The organism is Streptomyces sp. NPDC051105 (assembly GCF_040682795.1).
GTDB lineage: Bacteria > Actinomycetota > Actinomycetes > Streptomycetales > Streptomycetaceae > Streptomyces.
Genome location: NZ_JBFBBR010000008.1, coordinates 388,534 through 406,197, shown reverse-complemented (window position 1 = coordinate 406,197; position 17,664 = coordinate 388,534). Strand labels below are relative to the sequence as shown.

19 protein-coding genes are annotated in these 17,664 nt (G+C 70.9%); 9 read left to right on the top strand and 10 right to left on the bottom strand.

Annotated elements, in window-relative coordinates; all coding sequences use genetic code 11:
• Position 1: 1 nt before the first annotated feature.
• From AB0N16_RS22345 to AB0N16_RS22335, 3 genes are all read right to left on the bottom strand, one after another.
• Entirely contained in the window at positions 2-208 is a 207-nt protein-coding gene (locus tag AB0N16_RS22345) for a hypothetical protein (protein WP_365799246.1), read from the bottom strand.
• Positions 209-376: 168 nt separating this feature from the next.
• Positions 377-493, bottom strand: a complete 117-nt coding sequence (locus tag AB0N16_RS22340) for an SGM_5486 family transporter-associated protein (protein ID WP_089107830.1) — start codon at positions 491-493, stop codon at positions 377-379.
• A gap of 433 nt (positions 494-926) precedes the next feature.
• Positions 927-2,228, bottom strand: a complete 1,302-nt coding sequence (locus AB0N16_RS22335) for a CynX/NimT family MFS transporter (protein WP_365799244.1) — start codon at positions 2,226-2,228, stop codon at positions 927-929.
• A gap of 91 nt (positions 2,229-2,319) precedes the next feature.
• Here AB0N16_RS22335 and AB0N16_RS22330 point away from each other — a divergent pair, with 91 nt between their 5' ends.
• The gene (locus AB0N16_RS22330) at positions 2,320-3,012 is read left to right on the top strand and encodes an FCD domain-containing protein (RefSeq protein WP_365799242.1); all 693 of its coding nucleotides are present in this window, start codon (positions 2,320-2,322) and stop codon (positions 3,010-3,012) included.
• On the opposite strand, the gene AB0N16_RS22325 is transcribed toward AB0N16_RS22330, so the two are convergent.
• The 3 genes from AB0N16_RS22325 to fabG form a co-directional block, all read right to left on the bottom strand.
• Positions 2,990-3,340: a hypothetical protein gene (locus tag AB0N16_RS22325; RefSeq protein WP_365799240.1), complete on the bottom strand. Its 351-nt coding sequence runs from the start codon at positions 3,338-3,340 to the stop codon at positions 2,990-2,992. The two genes, AB0N16_RS22330 and AB0N16_RS22325, sit on opposite strands and share 23 nt — an antisense overlap.
• A gap of 193 nt (positions 3,341-3,533) precedes the next feature.
• Positions 3,534-4,301 carry an enoyl-ACP reductase FabI gene (fabI, locus tag AB0N16_RS22320; protein ID WP_365799238.1) on the bottom strand — a complete coding sequence of 256 codons (768 nt, stop codon included), beginning with the start codon at positions 4,299-4,301 and terminating at the stop codon, positions 3,534-3,536.
• A 5-nt stretch (positions 4,302-4,306) separates the two neighbouring features.
• Positions 4,307-5,026 carry a 3-oxoacyl-[acyl-carrier-protein] reductase gene (gene fabG / locus AB0N16_RS22315; protein ID WP_365799236.1) on the bottom strand — a complete coding sequence of 240 codons (720 nt, stop codon included), beginning with the start codon at positions 5,024-5,026 and terminating at the stop codon, positions 4,307-4,309.
• 236 nt (positions 5,027-5,262) lie between these two features.
• Here fabG and AB0N16_RS22310 point away from each other — a divergent pair, with 236 nt between their 5' ends.
• From AB0N16_RS22310 to tyrS, 3 genes are all read left to right on the top strand, one after another.
• Entirely contained in the window at positions 5,263-6,786 is a 1,524-nt protein-coding gene (locus AB0N16_RS22310; RefSeq protein WP_365799234.1) for a TldD/PmbA family protein, read from the top strand.
• Positions 6,783-8,177: a metallopeptidase TldD-related protein gene (locus AB0N16_RS22305; RefSeq protein ID WP_365799232.1), complete on the top strand. Its 1,395-nt coding sequence runs from the start codon at positions 6,783-6,785 to the stop codon at positions 8,175-8,177. The genes AB0N16_RS22310 and AB0N16_RS22305 overlap by 4 nt, the downstream gene beginning before the upstream one ends.
• Before the next feature lie 79 nt (positions 8,178-8,256).
• Positions 8,257-9,525, top strand: coding sequence for a tyrosine--tRNA ligase (tyrS, locus tag AB0N16_RS22300; protein WP_365799230.1), 1,269 nt, complete (start codon positions 8,257-8,259; stop codon positions 9,523-9,525).
• Positions 9,526-9,615: 90 nt separating this feature from the next.
• On the opposite strand, the gene AB0N16_RS22295 is transcribed toward tyrS, so the two are convergent.
• Positions 9,616-9,894, bottom strand: a complete 279-nt coding sequence (locus AB0N16_RS22295) for a GlsB/YeaQ/YmgE family stress response membrane protein (protein WP_365799228.1) — start codon at positions 9,892-9,894, stop codon at positions 9,616-9,618.
• 243 nt (positions 9,895-10,137) lie between these two features.
• Here AB0N16_RS22295 and AB0N16_RS22290 point away from each other — a divergent pair, with 243 nt between their 5' ends.
• The gene (locus AB0N16_RS22290) at positions 10,138-10,533 is read left to right on the top strand and encodes a DUF3099 domain-containing protein (protein WP_365799226.1); all 396 of its coding nucleotides are present in this window, start codon (positions 10,138-10,140) and stop codon (positions 10,531-10,533) included.
• A 271-nt stretch (positions 10,534-10,804) separates the two neighbouring features.
• Positions 10,805-11,041, top strand: a complete 237-nt coding sequence (locus AB0N16_RS22285) for a hypothetical protein (protein ID WP_362568450.1) — start codon at positions 10,805-10,807, stop codon at positions 11,039-11,041.
• A gap of 9 nt (positions 11,042-11,050) precedes the next feature.
• Here AB0N16_RS22285 and moaA read toward each other — a convergent pair whose 3' ends face one another.
• The 3 genes from moaA to AB0N16_RS22270 form a co-directional block, all read right to left on the bottom strand.
• On the bottom strand, positions 11,051-12,040 hold the full coding sequence (moaA, locus tag AB0N16_RS22280) for a GTP 3',8-cyclase MoaA (RefSeq protein ID WP_365799224.1): 990 nt from the start codon (positions 12,038-12,040) through the stop codon (positions 11,051-11,053).
• Positions 12,041-12,193: 153 nt separating this feature from the next.
• Entirely contained in the window at positions 12,194-13,813 is a 1,620-nt protein-coding gene (locus AB0N16_RS22275; RefSeq protein ID WP_365799222.1) for a cation acetate symporter, read from the bottom strand.
• On the bottom strand, positions 13,810-14,166 hold the full coding sequence (locus tag AB0N16_RS22270; RefSeq protein WP_365799220.1) for a DUF485 domain-containing protein: 357 nt from the start codon (positions 14,164-14,166) through the stop codon (positions 13,810-13,812). The genes AB0N16_RS22275 and AB0N16_RS22270 overlap by 4 nt, the downstream gene beginning before the upstream one ends.
• Before the next feature lie 334 nt (positions 14,167-14,500).
• Between AB0N16_RS22270 and AB0N16_RS22265 the strand changes: the two genes are divergently transcribed.
• From AB0N16_RS22265 to AB0N16_RS22255, 3 genes are read left to right on the top strand one after another with little or no spacing between them, the layout of a single operon-like run.
• Positions 14,501-16,027: a S8 family serine peptidase gene (locus AB0N16_RS22265; protein WP_365799218.1), complete on the top strand. Its 1,527-nt coding sequence runs from the start codon at positions 14,501-14,503 to the stop codon at positions 16,025-16,027.
• Positions 16,024-16,155, top strand: coding sequence for a hypothetical protein (locus tag AB0N16_RS22260; RefSeq protein WP_365799216.1), 132 nt, complete (start codon positions 16,024-16,026; stop codon positions 16,153-16,155). The genes AB0N16_RS22265 and AB0N16_RS22260 overlap by 4 nt, the downstream gene beginning before the upstream one ends.
• Before the next feature lie 39 nt (positions 16,156-16,194).
• Complete coding sequence (locus AB0N16_RS22255) at positions 16,195-17,571, top strand: CoA transferase (protein ID WP_365799214.1); 1,377 nt, start codon at positions 16,195-16,197, stop codon at positions 17,569-17,571.
• Positions 17,572-17,664 lie beyond the last annotated feature (93 nt).

Genomic DNA, 17,664 nt, shown 5'->3' with positions numbered 1-17,664 from the left:
GCTAACGCGTGACGATCTGCTGGACCCGCTCGACGAAATGGGTGACGGCAGGGTCACCGGTGGTCGCGTGGGCGTCCACCGGGTTCAGTATCAGCACCAGCAGGGCGACGAAGGCGAGCGCGGGCAGGGCGAGGGCCCACCAGGGCAGCCGGACGTCGACGCTGCCCGGGGTGGCGGGGTGGGGCAGGGTGTGCGTACGGGCCGGCATGATCGCCTCCGCTGGTCTCCGGGCTTCGGTGACCGCCTCTCGCGGCCACACCTCGAAATTACGGAATCCGCGGCCGTCAACCCATCCGGTGATCCACCCACTTGACCCTGACCCTCACCCCCTAGGGGATGGTGGTGCTAGCCCCACCATCGGCCACTGGGGCGGTGGTCAGGGTGACGCGAGGGTCGCGATGACAGCGATGACGATGAAGATGGCGAAGAACGAGCCGAAGACGATCAGCATCTTCTTCTGACCGTTCTGGGGGTTCGGGTCGAGCACTGGCATGCGACCAGTCTGGCACCCCTCGAAGGGGACGGATCGGGCGGGGTGGCCACAACACGCCCCCGGGACGCACCACGCGGCCGGGAGGGCCGGGAGGGCCGGCCCTGCCGGACTCCGACAGGGCCGGACTCCGGCCGGACTGGGGCGGCACCCTCGCGGGCCACGCCGGCAGCGGTCGGCCGCGGTGGCCCGGCCACACTCGGTCGGCCCACCGTGACCCGGCCACGCCCGTGGGCCCACCGCGACCCGGCCACGCCCCGTCGGCCCACCGCGACCCGGCCACGCTCGGTCGGCCCACCGTGACCCGGCCACGCTCGGTCGGCCCACCGTGGCTCGCCGCCGTCAGTATCGGCGTCGGCCGGTATCGGGCGTCGGCCGGTATCGGGCGTCGGCCGGTATCGGGCGTCGGCCCGGCTACGGCCGGTGGGACTCGGCCTCAGCCGGCCGCCGCCGCCTCGTCCTCGACCGTGCGGTCGCGGCCCGCCAGGACGCCGACGGCCATCTGCGGGATCATCAGACCGGCCATGAGGGCGATCGGCAGGCCCCAGCCGCCGCTGTGCTGGTAGAGCACGCCCACCAGCAGCGGGCCCGGGATGGAGATGAGGTAGCCGACGCTCTGGGCGAAGGCGGAGAGCTGCACGACGCCCGCGCCGGTCCGGGACCGCATCCCGACCATGGTGAGGGCCAGCGGAAAGGCACAGTTGGAGACGCCGAGCAGCAGGGCCCAGGCCCAGGCACCGCCGGCGGGGGCGGCCCACAGGCCGGCGTATCCGGCGAGGCCGCAGACGCCCAGCGCGATCACGATCGGGCCCTGCCGCGGCAGCCGGGTGGCCACGCGGGGGATGACGAAGGCCAGCGGTACGCCCATCACCATGGTGACGGCGAGCAGCAGTCCGGCGGTGCCCGCGGGCACGCCCGCGTCCCGGAAGATCTGCGCCATCCAGCCCATGGTGATGTAGGCCGCGGCGGCCTGGAGCCCGAAGAACACGGCGAGCGCCCAGGCGGTACGGCTGCGGGTGATCCGCAGGGCGGGCGGCTGCCGGTCCGCACGCGCGCGTGCCTCCGCCACGGGTGCCGCCGCCTGACCCCGGTCCCGGGCCAGCGGAAGCCACGGCAGCACCGCGACCGCCGCCAGCCCCGCCCACACCGCGAGCCCGGACTGCCAGCCGCCGCCCAGCGCGTCGGTCACGGGCACGGTCACCGCGGCGGCGATCGAGGTGCCGACGGAGAGGGCCATCGAGTACAGGCCGGTCATGGACCCGACCCGGTCGGGGAACCAGCGCTTGACGATGACCGGCATCAGCACGTTGCTGACCGCTATGCCCATGAGCGCGAGCGCGCTGCCGGCCAGGAATCCGATGGTGCCGCCGACGTACGGGCGTATCAGCAGACCGGCCGTGATGGCGACCATGCCGGCGCAGACCACCGCCGGCGGGCCGAAGCGGCGGGCCAGACGAGGGGTCATGACGCCGAAGGCGGCGAAGCAGAGCGGCGGTACGGAAGTGAGCAGTCCGGCCACGCTGCCGCTCATGCCGAGCCCGTCGCGGACCTCCTCCAGGAGCGCGCCGAGGCTGGTGATGGCGGGCCGGAGGTTGACGGCGGCCAGCAGCATGCCGACGACGAACAGCCGTGTCGTCCACGCGCGCGTGCCGTTCGCCGGGCCCCCGCCGGGTTCCGTCGGACGCGCTGTCGTGGATGTCGTCGCAGTGGTTTCCTCGGCTCCCATGACGCCCATCATAGAATCATGGGATGATTGGTTGTCCAGTCCCGGGCGCGGGACCACGGCGGACCCCGCCCTCCTTTCCCGGCCCCGCGTGCGAAGGTGTGTCATGCCTCTGAGCCACCCGCGCCGCTCGGCGCTGTCCGAGCAGGTCATCGCCGAGCTGCGGAACCAGATCGCCTCCGGCGAGTGGCCGGTCGGCTCGCGCATCCCCACCGAGCCGGAGCTGGTCGAGCAGCTCGGGGTGGCCCGTAACACCGTCCGGGAGGCCGTCCGCGCGCTGGCGCACAACGGCCTGCTGGACATCCGGCAGGGCTCGGGCACGTACGTCGTGGCGACCAGTGAGCTGGCCGGCGTGATGCACCGCCGGTTCGCCGGGGCCGACCCCCGGCACATCGCCGAGCTGCGCTCCACCCTGGAGTCGTCGGCGGCCCGGCTGGCAGCGGCCCGGCGCACCGAGAAGGACCTCAGGCAGCTCGAGGCGATTCTGGCGCACCGCGAGCGGGCCTGGGAGTCGGGCGAGGCGGAGGCCTTCGTGACGGCGGACGCGACCTTCCACCTGGCCGTGGTGGCCGCCTCCCACAACGACGTGATGACGGCGATGTACGCCGACCTCGGCGAGGTGCTGCGGGACTGGCTGCGCGCGGACGTCGGCGCCGAGCTGACGCCGGAGACGTACATGGACCATGCCCGCCTGGTCGACGCGATCCGCGCGGGCGACGCGGACGCGGCCGCCAAGGAGGCGGCCAGCTACCCGTACCTGTGCCGTCCGGGCAGGTTCAGCTCGCCTTCTGGTGGCTGATCCACACCGAGCGGATGTCCTGCCAGCAGCGGCCGGTGAGCCGTACGGTCATCGCGGGCCCGGTGTCGACCGGGGAGCCGTCGGTGTCGATGTCCCACCACTCGGCGCACTCGATGTGCAGCCGTACCCGGTCGGTGTCCACATAGGGGTTGTGGCAGTAGGCCACCACATGGGAGCCGCGAACGGTCGTTCGGCACGACGCGCCGAACAGCTGCGGGGCCGGCTGGTGACCGTGTCCCACGCGCGCGTGGGACACGGCGTCGTACGGCAGGGCCAGCACGAGGGCGAGGGCCACGGTCACTGGGGCCAGGCTGCGGGACAGGCGCACAAGGGGACCTCCGCGGCCGGGCTGGGAGGGAATCGCGCGGTGAACGCGTAATCCGACGCGTAGCCCCAGGATGCGCCGCCCGGGCGACGACGGCCCGGCCGGTGGGCCGAACGGGTGAGGCCCGCGCCCCTCACAGGGTGCGGGCCTCGGAAAATACGTACGGACGGTGTCCGTGCGGTCGGTGTCCGTGCGGTCAGGCGCCGATGGCGTGCAGACCGCCGTCCACGTGGACGATCTCGCCGGTGGTCTTCGGGAACCAGTCGCTCAGCAGGGCGACGATGCCCTTGCCGGCCGGCTCCGGGTCCTTGAGGTCCCACTCCAGGGGCGAGCGGTGATCCCAGACCGAGGCCAGCTCGGTGAAGCCCGGGATGGACTTGGCGGCCATGGAGCCGAGCGGGCCCGCGGAGACGAGGTTGCAGCGGATGTTCTGCTTGCCCAGGTCACGTGCGAGGTAGCGGCTGGTGGCCTCCAGGGCGGCCTTGGCGGGGCCCATCCAGTCGTACTGCGGCCAGGCGAACTGGGCGTCGAAGGTGAGACCGACGACCGAGCCGCCGTTCTGCATCAGCGGCAGGCAGGCCATGGTCAGCGACTTCAGGGAGTACGCCGAGACGTGCATGGCGGTGGCGACGGACTCGAAGGGCGTGTTGAGGAAGTTGCCGCCGAGCGCGTCCTGGGGGGCGAAGCCGATGGAGTGCACGACACCGTCGAGGCCGCCGAGCTCCTCACCGACGACGTCGGCAAGGCGGCCGAGGTGCTCATCGTTCGTCACATCGAGCTCGATGACCTTGGTCGGCTTGGGGAGCTTCTTGGCGATGCGCTCGGTCAGCGTGGGCCGCGGGAACGCGGTGAGGATGATCTCGGCGCCCTGCTCCTGGGCCAGCTTGGCCGCGTGGAAGGCGATGGAGGACTCCGTCAGCACACCCGTGATCAGGATGCGCTTGCCCTCAAGGATTCCACTCATGGTGATCAGTGACCCATTCCCAGTCCGCCGTCAACGGGGATGACGGCTCCAGTGATGTACGAGGCGTCGTCCGAGGCGAGGAACCGCACCGTCGCGGCGACCTCCTCGGGCTCCGCGTACCGGCCGAGCGGCACCTGCGACACGATGGTGGCGCGCTGCTCGTCGGTGAGCACCTTGGTCATGTCGGTGTCGACGAAGCCGGGCGCGACGACGTTGAAGGTGATGTTGCGCGAGCCCAGCTCACGGGCGAGGGACCGCGCGAAGCCGACCAGGGCGGCCTTGGAGGCGGCGTAGTTGGCCTGACCGGGACCACCATAGAGGCCGACGACCGACGAGATGAGGACGACGCGGCCCTTCTTGGCGCGCAGCATGCCGCGGTTGGCGCGCTTGACCACGCGGAAGGTGCCGGTGAGGTTGGTGTCGACGACCGAGGTGAAGTCCTCCTCGGACATACGCATCAGAAGCGTGTCCTTGGTGATGCCGGCGTTGGCGATCAGGACCTCGACCGGGCCGTGGGCCTCCTCGATCTCCTTGTAGGCCTGCTCCACCTGCTCGGAGTCGGTGATGTCGCACTTGACGGCGAGGCAGCCCAGTTCCTTGAGGACGGCGGGCGGCTCACCCGAGCGGTACGTGATGGCAACCTTGTCGCCGTTGTCGGCGAAAGCGCGGGCGATGGCGAGGCCGATGCCCCGGTTGCCTCCAGTGACGAGAACCGAGCGGCTCAACGGATCACCCTTTCGTTCGGTCTGACCACCCGCCCGAGCAGCTGGCACGACAGGCGGCTTCATCGAAAACCTATCGGTCCCGCCATCGCCGCGGGCAAGCGGGCACCGACAGTGGCTCGGGGGTGTCGCTGTCGGGTCCCTACAGAAAGGCCCGGCGCCGGACCGAAACCTGTGGTCCGTACACCCGCGGGCGCGACATGATCGGACGGACAGGCCACGACAGCAGGGAGACCTCCGTGCCTCATTCCATCGACGAAGCCTTCACGGCGCTTCCGCTACGGGCCCTGGCCGACGCCGCGCTGGCACGCGCGCGTGCGCTGGGGGCCCAGCACGCGGACTTCCGGTTCGAGCGGGTGCGCAGCGCGTCCTGGAGCCTCAGGGACGCCAAGCCCGCCGGATCGTCGGACACCACCGACCTCGGATACGCGGTCCGGGTCGTGCACGGCGGTACCTGGGGCTTCGCCTCCGGCGTGGACCTGAGCCTGGACGCCGCCGCCAAGGTCGCCTCCCAGGCGGTGGCGATGGCGAAGCTCTCGGCGCAGGTGATCAAGGCTGCCGGGTCCGAGGAACGGGTCCAGCTGGCCGACGAGCCGGTGCACGAGGAGCGGACGTGGATCTCGTCGTACGAGATCGATCCGTTCACCGTGCCCGACGAGGAGAAGGCCGCGCTGCTCGCGGAGTGGAGCGCGCGGCTGCTGGCGGCGAACGGCGTCAACCATGTCGACGCCTCACTGCTCACCGTGCACGAGAACAAGTTCTATGCCGATACGGCGGGGACCGTGACCACCCAGCAGCGGGTGCGGCTGCACCCGCAGCTGACCGCCGTGTCCGTGGACGAGTCGAGCGGCGAGTTCGACTCGATGCGGACCATCGCACCGCCGGTCGGCCGCGGCTGGGAGTACCTCACCGGCACCGGCTGGGACTGGGACGCCGAACTGGAGCAGATCCCCGAGCTGCTCGCCGAGAAGATGCGGGCGCCGAGCGTGGAGGCGGGGCTGTACGACCTGGTGGTCGACCCGTCCAACCTGTGGCTGACCATCCACGAGTCCATCGGCCACGCCACCGAGCTGGACCGCGCGCTCGGCTACGAGGCCGCCTACGCCGGCACCTCGTTCGCCACCTTCGACCAGCTCGGCAAGCTCAGGTACGGCTCCGAGCTGATGAACGTCACCGGCGACCGCACCGCCGAGCACGGCCTGGCGACCATCGGGTACGACGACGAGGGCGTCGAGGCCCAGTCCTGGGACCTGGTGAAGAACGGCACGCTCGTCGGCTACCAGCTGGACCGCAGGATCGCGAAGCTGACCGGTTTCGATCGCTCCAACGGGTGTGCGTACGCCGACTCCCCCGGGCATGTGCCCGTGCAGCGCATGGCCAACGTCTCGCTCCAGCCGGACCCGGGCGGTCTCTCGACGGAGGACCTGATCGGCGGGGTCGACCGCGGGATCCACGTCGTCGGTGACCGTTCCTGGTCGATCGACATGCAGCGCTACAACTTCCAGTTCACCGGCCAGCGGTTCTTCAGGATCGAGAACGGGCGGATCACCGGACAGCTCCGGGATGTCGCCTACCAGGCGACGACCACCGACTTCTGGGGCTCCATGGCGGCCGTCGGCGGCCCGGGGACCTACGTCCTGGGCGGCGCCTTCAACTGCGGCAAGGCCCAGCCGGGACAGGTCGCCGCCGTGTCCCACGGCTGCCCCTCGGCCCTCTTCAAGGGCGTCAACATCCTCAACACCACGCAGGAGGCCGGTCGATGAGCGCCCGTGACAACAAGCCGCACGAGATCGTCGAGCGTGCTCTGGAACTCTCCCGGGCCGACGGCTGTGTGGTCATCGCCGACGAGCACTCCACCGCCAACCTGCGCTGGGCCGGCAACGCGCTCACCACGAACGGCGTCACACGCGGCCGTTCGCTCACCGTCGTCGCGACCGTCGACGGCAAGGAGGGCACGGCCTCGGGTGTGGTGTCCCGCTCGGCGGTGACCGCCGACGACCTGGAGCCGCTGGTGCGGGCCGCCGAGGCCGCCGCGCGGGGCGCCGGTCCCGCCGAGGACGCGCAGCCGCTGGTCACCGGTGTGCCGGAGGCGCCGGACTTCACGGACGCGCCCGCCGAGACCTCCTCCGCCGTGTTCGCCGACTTCGCCCCGGCGCTCGGCGAGGCCTTCGCACGGGCGCGTGCCGGTGGCCGCGAGCTGTACGGCTTCGCCAACCACGAGCTGGTCTCGACGTACGTGGGCACCTCGACCGGGTTGCGGCTGCGCCACGACCAGCCCACCGGCACGCTGGAGCTGAACGCCAAGTCGCCGGACCGTACCCGGTCGGCCTGGGCCGGGCGGTCCACGCGGGACTTCAAGGACGTCGACCCGGGCGCGCTCGACGCCGAGCTGGCCGTACGGCTGGGCTGGGCGGAGCGCCGGGTGGAGCTGCCGGCGGGCCGGTACGAGACACTGCTGCCGCCGACCGCCGTGGCCGACCTGCTGATCTACCAGCTGTGGTCGGCGTCCGGACGGGACGCGAGCGAGGGGCGGACGGTGTTCTCCAAGCCGGGCGGCGGCACCCGCGTCGGTGAGCGGCTGACCGACCTGCCGCTGACCCTGCGCAGCGACCCGAACGAGCCGGGCCTGGAGTCCGCGCCGTTCGTCGTGGCGCACTCCTCCGGCGGTGACCAGTCGGTCTTCGACAACGGGCTGCCCATCGCCGCCACCGAGTGGGTCGCGGGCGGCGAGCTGAAGCACCTGACCACCACCCGGCACACGGCGGGCCTGACCGGGCTGCCGGTCGCCCCGGCGGGCGGCAACCTGATCCTGGACGGCGGGCAGGACCGCTCCCTGGAGGACATGGTCGCGGCCACCGAGCGCGGGTTGCTGCTGACCTGCCTCTGGTACATCCGCGAGGTCGACCCGGCGACGCTGCTGCTCACCGGCCTGACCCGGGACGGCGTGTACCTGGTGGAGAACGGCCAGGTCACCGGGCAGGTGAACAACTTCCGGTTCAACGAGTCGCCGGTGGACCTGCTGGGGCGGGCCACGGAGGCCGGGCGCACGGAAAAGACGCTGCCGAGGGAGTGGAGCGACTGGTTCACCAGGGCTGCGATGCCCGCGCTGCGCGTGCCCGACTTCAATATGAGCTCTGTCAGTCAGGGCGTATAACCTCGTAGCCGGTGGTCGCTCGACCACCTCAAGATCACCCAGAGATCTGCCGAAGATCGCCCAAGGAGATACGAGAACCGTGACGGACATCGTCGACGAGCTGAAGTGGCGGGGGCTCATCGCCCTCTCCACGGACGAGGACGCATTGCGCAAGGCGTTCGCGGACGGTCCTGTCACGTTCTATTGCGGCTTCGACCCGACCGCGCCCAGCCTGCACCTCGGCAACCTCGTGCAGATCCTGACGATGCGCCGGATCCAGCAGGCGGGCAACCGCCCGCTGGGCCTGGTCGGGGGCGCCACGGGCCTGATCGGCGACCCGAAGCCGAACGCCGAGCGCACGCTGAACGCGCCCGAGATCGTCGCCGAGTGGGTCGAGCGGCTGCGCGCGCAGATCGCCCCGCTGCTGGACTTCGAGGGGCCGAACGCGGCCGTCATGGTCAACAACCTGGACTGGACGCAGGGCCTGTCGGCCATCGAGTTCCTGCGGGACATCGGCAAGCACTTCCGCGTGAACAAGATGATCGCGAAGGAGGCCGTCGCCCGGCGCCTGGAGTCCCAGGAGGGCATCAGCTACACGGAGTTCAGCTACCAGATCCTCCAGGGCATGGACTTCCTGGAGCTGTACCGGCGGTACGGCTGTACGCTGCAGACCGGCGGCAGCGACCAGTGGGGCAACCTCACCTCGGGTACCGACCTGATCCACAAGGTCGAGCCCGACGCCGTGGTCCACGCGCTGGGCACGCCGCTGATCACCAAGGCCGACGGCACCAAGTTCGGCAAGACGGAGTCCGGCACGGTCTGGCTCGACCCGGAGATGACCACGCCGTACGCCTTCTACCAGTTCTGGCTGAACGCGGACGACCGGGACGTCTCCAAGTTCCTGCGGATCTTCAGCTTCAGGTCCCACGACGAGATCGAGGAGCTGGAGAAGCAGACCGAGGAGCGTCCGCAGGCGCGAGCGGCCCAGCGGGCGCTGGCAGAGGAGCTGACGACGCTGGTGCACGGCGCCGACCAGACGGCCGCGGTGATCGCCGCGAGCCGTGCGCTCTTCGGGCAGGGGGAGCTGGGGGAGCTGGACGAGAGGACTCTGGCCGCGTCGCTCTCCGAGGTGCCGCACATCCAGGTCGCCGAACTGGGGCCGGTGGTCGACCTGTTCGCTGAGGTCGGGCTGGTGGCGAGCAAGTCCGCCGCGCGGCGGACCGTGAAGGAGGGCGGGGCCTACGTGAACAACGCGAAGGTGACCGCCGAGGACGCGGTGCCGGATCCTGCGGAACTGCTCCACGGGCGGTGGCTGGTGCTGCGGAGGGGCAAGAAGAATCTGGCGGCTGTGGAGGTCGTCGGTTCGTAGGCGCCGTGGGGTGCGGGTTTCTGCGTGCCGCGCGTGCGTCGTGGCTGGTCGCGCGGTTCCCCGTGCCCCTTTGGGGCGTTCGCGCTCAGCTCAGACCCGGTGCCTTCGCTTGCCCAGCGTCGCCATGTACAGCATGTCGCCCAGGAAGACGATGATGATCGCGGCGACCAGCTGGAAGATGTGGCGGGTCCAGTCGATGCCCGGCGTCGCCGCCACCCCCGCCGCGCGGGCGATCGCGTTGCCGGCGATCGCGCCCAGCATGCCGAAGATGGTCGTCAGCCACAGGGGGCTGTGCTGTTTCCCCGGGATGACCGCCTTCGCGATCAGGCCCAGCACGAATCCCACGATGATCGCCCACAACCAGCCCATGGCTGCCTCCTCGTACGGCTCGACGTGAGCATTACGCCAAGTCTCGACCCGTACGCCGTACGGCGCATGTCGGTGCGCCCGTAGGCGGTACGGCGCAGGTCGTTCACGCAGGCGGGAGGGCGACCCGGTCTCGAAGGCGGCGCAGGCGCGGCGTAACGTAAGAGGTGTGTCGGCCCGGTTCCCCGTACGGGTGCGGACAGGGTACGGGCCGGGGAGTCCGATGCGGGCGGATGGTGGAATGTGATGCGGAAGCAGCGCGGCGGCGGCGTCCAGGTGTTCCGGATCACCGGAGCGCGCACCGGCCTCGCGGAGGACGTGCGCGGCCGGCAGCGACGGTATGTCATCTCGATGACCGTCCGGACCATGTCGGTGATCCTCGCGGTCGCGTTGTGGAACGTCGAACGCTATGTCGCCGTCGTCGCGTTGGTGCTGGGAGCGCTGCTCCCCTATGTCGCGGTGGTCATCGCCAACGCGGGCCGGGAACGTCCGCCCTCGCTCCCGTCGACATTCGGTGTCGCGCCGACCCGGCTGATGATCACGCCGCCGCGCGCGGAGGACCCGCACGTGGACTCCGTCCCGGAGGACGGGGTGGCGGAACCGGCGGCAGGGGTGCGCGACGAGCAGCCGGGGCCGGTCTGAGCATCAGGGATGCGGCGTGGGCGGACGGCTGCCACGTACAAAGCTCAAGAAAAGCTCAGATCAATCATGCAGTTCCGGTGCCGGGCGGCGGGTGACCCATGACATACTGCGTACGCGCTCCGCATCCCCCGTCGGAGCGACGGACCGACGCCGGGCAGCTCCCCCCGTGGCTGCTCGGCGTCGCCATTTCAGGCGGAGAACCACATGTCAGGCCCGGACGCGGGACGACCGCACGACGGCACTGATCGGGGCCTCGGCTAGGGTCGTCGACGTGATCCCGAATGCCCCCGGTTCCGAACCCGACTCCCCCGTCTGCTCCGCCAAGGGCTGCCGCGCTGCTGCGGTGTGGGTGCTGGCCTGGAACAACCCGAAGATTCACACCCCCGAGCGGCGGAAGACCTGGCTCGCCTGCGAGGAGCACCGGGAGCACCTTTCGCAGTTTCTGGGGGTGCGGGGCTTCTTGAAGGATGTCGTGTTGTTGCGGGAGTGGACGGAGCGAGGGGACTGAGCAGGCGCTCTAGCCCCCGATCGCGGACATGGGCCGGTCCGGCTGTACGAACGACGGGTCGTCCAAGCCCGCCCCCGCCTTCTTCCCCCACATCGCCAGTCGCCAGATGCGGGCGATCTCCTCGTCGGATCCGCCCGAGCGCAGTGCGCCGCGCAGATCCGTCTCCTCCCTGGCGAACAGGCAGTTGCGTATCTGGCCGTCGGCCGTGAGACGGGTGCGGTCGCAGGCCGCGCAGAACGGGCGGGTGACCGAGGCGATGACGCCGACGCGGTACGGGCCGCCGTTCACCAGCCAGCGCTCCGCCGGGGCGGCACCGCGCTCGGCCGCGTCCTCGGGGGTGAGGTCGAAGCGGGTGTGGAGGGAGGCGAGGATGTCGCCCGCCGTCACCATGCCGTCGCGCCTCCAGCCGTGCTGGGCGTCCAGCGGCATCTGCTCGATGAAGCGCAGCTCGTAGTCGTGCTCCACCGCCCAGGCCAGCAGGTCGGGGGCCTCGTCCGCGTTCAGGCCCGGCATCAGGACCGAGTTGACCTTGACGGGGGTGAGGCCGGCGTCGCGGGCCGCCTGGAGGCCGTCGAGGACGTCCTGGTGGCGGTCGCGGCGGGTGAGGATCTTGAAGGCCGCCGGGCGGAGGGTGTCCAGGGAGACGTTGACCCGGTCCAGACCGGCCGCCTTCAGGGCCGTGGCGGTGCGCCGCAGGCCGATGCCGTTGGTCGTCAGGGACATCTGGGGGCGGGGGGCCAGGGCCGCCACCCGCTCCACGATGCCGACCAGGCCGGGGCGCAGCAGGGGCTCGCCGCCGGTGAAGCGGACCTCCTCGATGCCCAGCAGACGGACGGCGATGTCGATCAGGCGGACGATCTCGTCGTCCGTGAGCAGGTCGGACTTGGTCAGCCACTGCAGGCCCTCCTCGGGCATGCAGTACGTACAGCGCAGATTGCACCGGTCGGTCAGCGAGACCCTCAGGTCGGTGGCCACCCGGCCGTAGGTATCGATGAGCACGTGGGCCCCCTCCCTCGTTACGGATCGGATCTCTTCCGTCACTGGCGAGCCTACGTGACAGCACCGACATCGCGAGAGGCCCGATGCCACGAGTACGACGCGGCCGCGTCGTAGGACCCTACGATCCCGTCGACGCGGCCAGTCGTACGAAGGTCAGTGCGCTCCGGTGCCGGTGAGGGACCGCACCTCCAGTTCCGCGTACTTCGCGTCGTCCGGGACCTCCTTGGAGAGGTAGGTGCCCACGACGCCGAGGAGGAAGCCGACCGGGATCGAGATGATGCCGGGGTTCTCCAGCGGGAACCAGTGGAAGTCGACGTCCGGGAACATCGACGTCTCCTTGCCGGACACCACCGGCGAGAAGAGGACCAGGCCGACCGCGGTGACCAGGCCGCCGTAGATCGACCAGAGGGCGCCCGCGGTGGTGAAGCGCTTCCAGAAGAGGCTGTAGAGGATGGTCGGCAGGTTCGCGGAGGCGGCGACCGCGAAGGCGAGCGCGACCAGGCCGGCGACGTTGAGGTCGCGGGCCAGGGCGCCGAGCACGATCGAGACCGCGCCGATGCCGACGGTGGCGTAGCGGGCCGCGTTGATCTCCTGCTTCTCGGAGGCCTGGCCCTTCTTGATCACGTTGGCGTAGATGTCGTGCGCGAAGGAGGACGACGAGGCCAGGGTGAGGCCCGCGACGACCGCGAGGATCGTCGCGAAGGCCACCGCCGAGATGGTGGCCAGCAGGATCGCGCCCCAGTTGGAGTCGACGCCGCCCAGATGGAGGGCGAGGAGGGGGGCCGCGGTGTTGCCCGACTTGTTGGAGGCGATGATCTCGTCCGGTTTGATCAGCGCGGCGGCGCCGAAGCCGAGGGCGAGGGTCATCAGGTAGAAGGCGCCGATCAGGCCGATCGCCCAGAGCACGGACTTACGGGCGGCCTTCGCGGTGGGCACGGTGTAGAAGCGGATCAGGATGTGCGGCAGGCCGGCGGTGCCGAGGACCAGGGCGATGCCGAGGGAGAGGAAGTCCAGCTTGCTGGTGCCGGTGGCGCCGTACTTGAGGCCGGGCTCCAGGAAGGCGGAGCCCTTGCCGCTGTTGTCGGCGGCCTTGCCGAGCAGGTCGGAGATGTTGAAGTCGAACTTGGCCAGGACCATGAAGGTCAGCAGCAGGGCGCCCGCGATGAGCAGCACGGCCTTGACCATCTGCACCCAGGTGGTGCCCTTCATACCGCCGATGGTGACGTAGACGATCATCAGGACGCCGACCAGGGCGACGATGCCGATCTTGCCGCCGTCGCTGGTGATGCCGAGCAGGAGGGAGACGAGGACGCCCGCTCCGGCCATCTGGGCCAGCAGGTAGAAGATCGACACCACGATCGTCGAGGTGCCGGCCGCCGTGCGGACCGGGCGCTGGCGCATGCGGTACGCCAGCACGTCGCCCATGGTGTAGCGGCCGGAGTTGCGCAGCGGCTCGGCGACCAGGAGCAGGGCGACCAGCCAGGCGACCAGGAAGCCGATGGAGTAGAGGAAGCCGTCGTAGCCGAAGAGGGCGATGGCGCCGGCGATGCCGAGGAAGGACGCGGCGGACATGTAGTCGCCGGAGACGGCCAGGCCGTTCTGGAAGCCGGTGAACTGTCGGCCGCCCGCGTAGAAGTCGGCGGCGTCCTTGGTCTGGCGGCCGGCCCAGACGGTGATGACGAGGGTCGCGGCGACGAACACCGCGAAGAGGGTGATGATCAGCGTCCGGTGCTCGCTGGCCTCGCCGGCCGCCAAGGTGATCGCGGGGCTCATGCGCCGCCCTCCGTCCGGGACTTGATGGCCTCGGCCTTGGGGTCGAGCTTGGCGGCGGCGTGGTGCGCGTACCACCAGGCGATGAGGAACGTGGTGAGGAACTGGGCGAGGCCGAGGACCAGGGCCACGTTGATGTTGCCGACGACCTTGGTGCCCATGAAGTCGCCCGCGTAGTTGGAGAGCAGGACGTACAGCAGGTACCAGGCGATGAAGCCGACGGTCAGCGGGAAGGCGAAGGAGCGGTAGGAGTGCCGCAGTTCGGCGAACTCCGGACTCTGCTGCACCTCGGTGAACTCCTCGCTGGAGGGGAGCCGGGTCTGCGTTTTCGAGGGCGGTGGTGTCTCGGTAGCCACGGAGTCTCCTCGCGATACGGACATGCGGATTCTGACCTCACAGACACTTGGATCGCCTACCCGGAGTGATGTGACGACTCCGGAAGGTGATTCCGACAGGGGGCCTCGATCCTGCTGTGGCTCCCTCCTCAAGGTCACGGCGCCACGCGTGGACAGGTTCAACTCGCCCGAGTTCTTTCGGAAGTCGTTCGCGTGACCGATCTCCGGTCATTGCTGGCCGGCGAGTGGGGGAGATAGCTTCGCCCTGCACCACCCGTCATGTACCTGCCCAAGCGGCACTCACGGCTCGGGTGGGCCCGTTTTCGGTTCATGTTCCGGATGATGTGGAGACCCCATGGCTCATCTGCGTTCCAGACGCACGCTGGCGCTCGCCGTACCGATCGCCCTGTCACTGACCGCCTCGCTCGGACTGCTGCCGGCGGCGGCCTCGGCCGCACCGCTGACGGCCTCGGCGACGCCGGCGGCGGACGGGCCGAACCTGGCCTATGTCGTCAACACCAGGACGGACCACCGCACGATCGAGTCGGTGCAGCGGGCGATCACCCGCAACGGCGGCACGATCGTCGCGTCGTACGACAGGATCGGCGTGATCGTCGTGCACTCGGCGAACCCGGACTTCGGTGCCGCGATGCGCGGGGTGCGCGGGGTGCGGTCGGCGGGGGCGACGCGGACGGCTCCGCTGAGCGCGGCGGGGACCACGGCCGAGGGGGCCGTGCAGGTCCTGTCGAAGGCGGAGGCCGCGCAGGTCGAGAAGAGGTCGGCGGCGGGCCAGGAGCCCCTGGAGGCCGACCAGTGGGACCTGCGGACGATCGGTGCCGACAAGGCCGCCGCGGTCAACCCGGGGAGCCGGTCGGTGACGGTCGGCGTCATCGACACCGGCGTCGACGACACCCACCCGGACATCGCCCCCAACTTCTCCGCCGCGCAGTCCGCCAACTGCGTGAGCGGCAAGGCCGACACCACGTACGGCGCCTGGCGGCCGGCGGACGCCGACCACGCCCACGGCACCCATGTCGCCGGTGAGATAGCCGCCGCCCGCAACGGCATCGGCGTGGCGGGCGTGGCACCGGGGGTGAAGGTCGCGAGCATCACCGTGGCCCAGCCCGACTCGACGCAGCTGTTCTTCCCGGAGAGCGTGGTCTGCGCCTTCGTGTTCGCCGCCGACCACGGCGTGGAAATCACCAACAACAGCTACTACGTTGATCCATGGCTGTACAACTGCATGGACGACCCGGATCAACGTGCCATTGTCGACGCGGTCAACAGGGCGCAGCTGTACGCCCAGAGCAAGGGCACGCTCAATGTGGCCTCGGCGGGCAACTCGAACGACGACCTCGACGCGGACGCCCTCACGGACGACTCCAGCCCCGACGACTCGACGGCCACGACCCGCACGGTCGACCCGCACGAGTGCCTCGACGTGCCGACCCAGCTGCCCGGTGTGGTCACCGTGAGTGCGGTCGGCGTCAACAACACCAAATCCTCCTACTCCAGCTACGGACAGGGCGTCGTCGACGTGGCGGCCCCGGGCGGCGACAAGTACCAGATACCGGACACGCCGTCGCACAACGGCCGCATCCTGTCCACCCTGCCGAACGGCCAGTACGGCTTCCTTCAGGGCACCTCGATGGCGTCCCCGCACGTGGCCGCGGTCGCCGCGCTGCTGAAGTCGACCCACCCGCACGCCTCCCCGGCCCGGCTCCAGGCGCTGCTGAAGGCCGAGGCGGACAACCCGGGCTGCCCGGCGGGCCCCTACGACGGGGACGGCGACGGTGTCGTGGACGCCGTCTGCGTGGGCGGAAAACACGTCAACGGCTTCTACGGCTCGGGGGTCGTGAACGCGCTCCGCGCGGTCAAGTGACCACCCCCCAGCAGGACTTCCCGATCAACGGCGACGGCAAGGTCGACGCGGTGTGCGAGGGCTCGAAGAACCACAACGGTTTCTCCGGCTGGGGCACGGCGGACGCGCTTGCGGCGGTGCACCGGTAGGTACATATATTGATTCAGTCAATACTGCATAGTGCAGTCATGACTGCAATCAACTATGCGTGGTCCGCGCTGGGCGGCGATCCCTCGCTGCCCGCGCGGATCACGACCGTGGCACGCGCGGACACGCTCCCGTCGCGCCTTCCCGTGCGACGGCTTGCTCGCGCGTGCGTCGGAGCGTGCGCGCTGGCCGCCGCCGAGCTGGGGGCGCGCCGGACCGGTTCCGCGCGGGTGCCGGGCGTTCGGGTGGACGACGGGGCGGTGGCGACGGCGTTCACCAGCGAGCGGCGGGTCCTGGTCGACGGGCGGGCTCCCCTGCAGTTCGCCCCGCTCTCGCGGTTCTGGCGCACGGCCGACGGATGGGTGCGTACACACGCCAACTACCCGCACCACCGGGCCCGACTGCTGGCCGGGCTGGGGCTGCCGGAGGGAGCCTCCACCGAGGACGTGGCGGCCCGGATCGCCGAGCGGCCCGCCTTGGCGGTCGAGACCGCCGTCTACAGCGCCGGCGGGCTCGCCGTGGCGCTGCGCTCACCCGGGGAGTGGGCCGCGCACGAGCAGGCGGCCGAGGTGGCCGCGCGCCCCCTCGTCGAGCGGGGCCGCCTGGACGCGGCCCACGCGCGCGTGCTCCCGCCGCTCGACGTCGGCGCCGCTCCCCTGCTGCCCGCCGCCGGGCTGCGCGTCCTGGACCTGACCCGGGTCCTGGCCGGCCCGGTGGCCACCCGCACCCTGGCGCTGCTGGGCGCGGACGTCCTGCGCCTGGACGCGCCCTGGCTGCCCGAACTCCCCGACCAGCACGCCGACACGGGCTCGGGGAAGCGCTCGGCGACGCTCGACCTGCCGTCGGACCAGGCGGTCTTCGAGGAACTGCTGGCCTCGGCGGACGTCGTGGTCACCGGCTACCGGCCGGGCGCCCTGGACCGGTTCGGGCTCTCCCCCGAGGCACTGGCCGAACGGCGGCCGGGGCTGGTCGTGGCCCAGGTGTCGGCGTGGGGTGCGTACGGGCCGTGGGGCAGCCGGCGCGGCTTCGACAGCCTGGTGCAGGTCGCCACCGGCATCGCGGAGACCGAGGGTTCGGCGGAACGGCCGGGCGCGCTGCCCGCGCAGGCGCTCGACCACGGCACCGGGTATCTGCTGGCGGCGGGAGTGCTGCGAGCGGTGACCGAGCAGTCGTACGACGGCGGGAGCAGGTTCGTGCGGCTGGCGCTGGCGCGCACCGCGCGGTGGCTCACGGCGGAGCTGGAGCCGGGACCCGAGGGCGGCGAGCCGTACGAGGGCCCGGACGCCTGGCTCGCCGAGACGGACAGCGCGCTGGGACGGCTGCGGTACGCACGGCCGCCGGTGTCCTTCGCGGGCGGACCGGCCGACTGGGCGCGACCGCCGGTCCCATGGGGGTCGGATCCGGCCACGTGGGCCTGACCGCACCGCCCGAGAGGCCGGAAACACGCGAAGAGGCGGAATGACGCTCCGTCAGCTGTTTTCCGCTACTTGCCCGGTTCTGTCATGACTGGC

Coding starts and splice junctions, on each gene's coding strand:
- AB0N16_RS22295 (WP_365799228.1), bottom strand. CDS start 9,894: ATGGGCTGGTTGTGGGCGATCATCGTGGGATTCGTGCTGGGCCTGATC.
- AB0N16_RS22290 (WP_365799226.1), top strand. CDS start 10,138: ATGCGGAAGCAGCGCGGCGGCGGCGTCCAGGTGTTCCGGATCACCGGA.
- AB0N16_RS22340 (WP_089107830.1), bottom strand. CDS start 493: ATGCCAGTGCTCGACCCGAACCCCCAGAACGGTCAGAAGAAGATGCTG.
- AB0N16_RS22335 (WP_365799244.1), bottom strand. CDS start 2,228: ATGATGGGCGTCATGGGAGCCGAGGAAACCACTGCGACGACATCCACG.
- AB0N16_RS22305 (WP_365799232.1), top strand. CDS start 6,783: ATGAGCGCCCGTGACAACAAGCCGCACGAGATCGTCGAGCGTGCTCTG.
- AB0N16_RS22275 (WP_365799222.1), bottom strand. CDS start 13,813: ATGAGCCCCGCGATCACCTTGGCGGCCGGCGAGGCCAGCGAGCACCGG.
- AB0N16_RS22255 (WP_365799214.1), top strand. CDS start 16,195: ATGACTGCAATCAACTATGCGTGGTCCGCGCTGGGCGGCGATCCCTCG.
- fabI (WP_365799238.1), bottom strand. CDS start 4,301: ATGAGTGGAATCCTTGAGGGCAAGCGCATCCTGATCACGGGTGTGCTG.
- AB0N16_RS22265 (WP_365799218.1), top strand. CDS start 14,501: ATGGCTCATCTGCGTTCCAGACGCACGCTGGCGCTCGCCGTACCGATC.
- AB0N16_RS22345 (WP_365799246.1), bottom strand. CDS start 208: ATGCCGGCCCGTACGCACACCCTGCCCCACCCCGCCACCCCGGGCAGC.
- AB0N16_RS22330 (WP_365799242.1), top strand. CDS start 2,320: ATGCCTCTGAGCCACCCGCGCCGCTCGGCGCTGTCCGAGCAGGTCATC.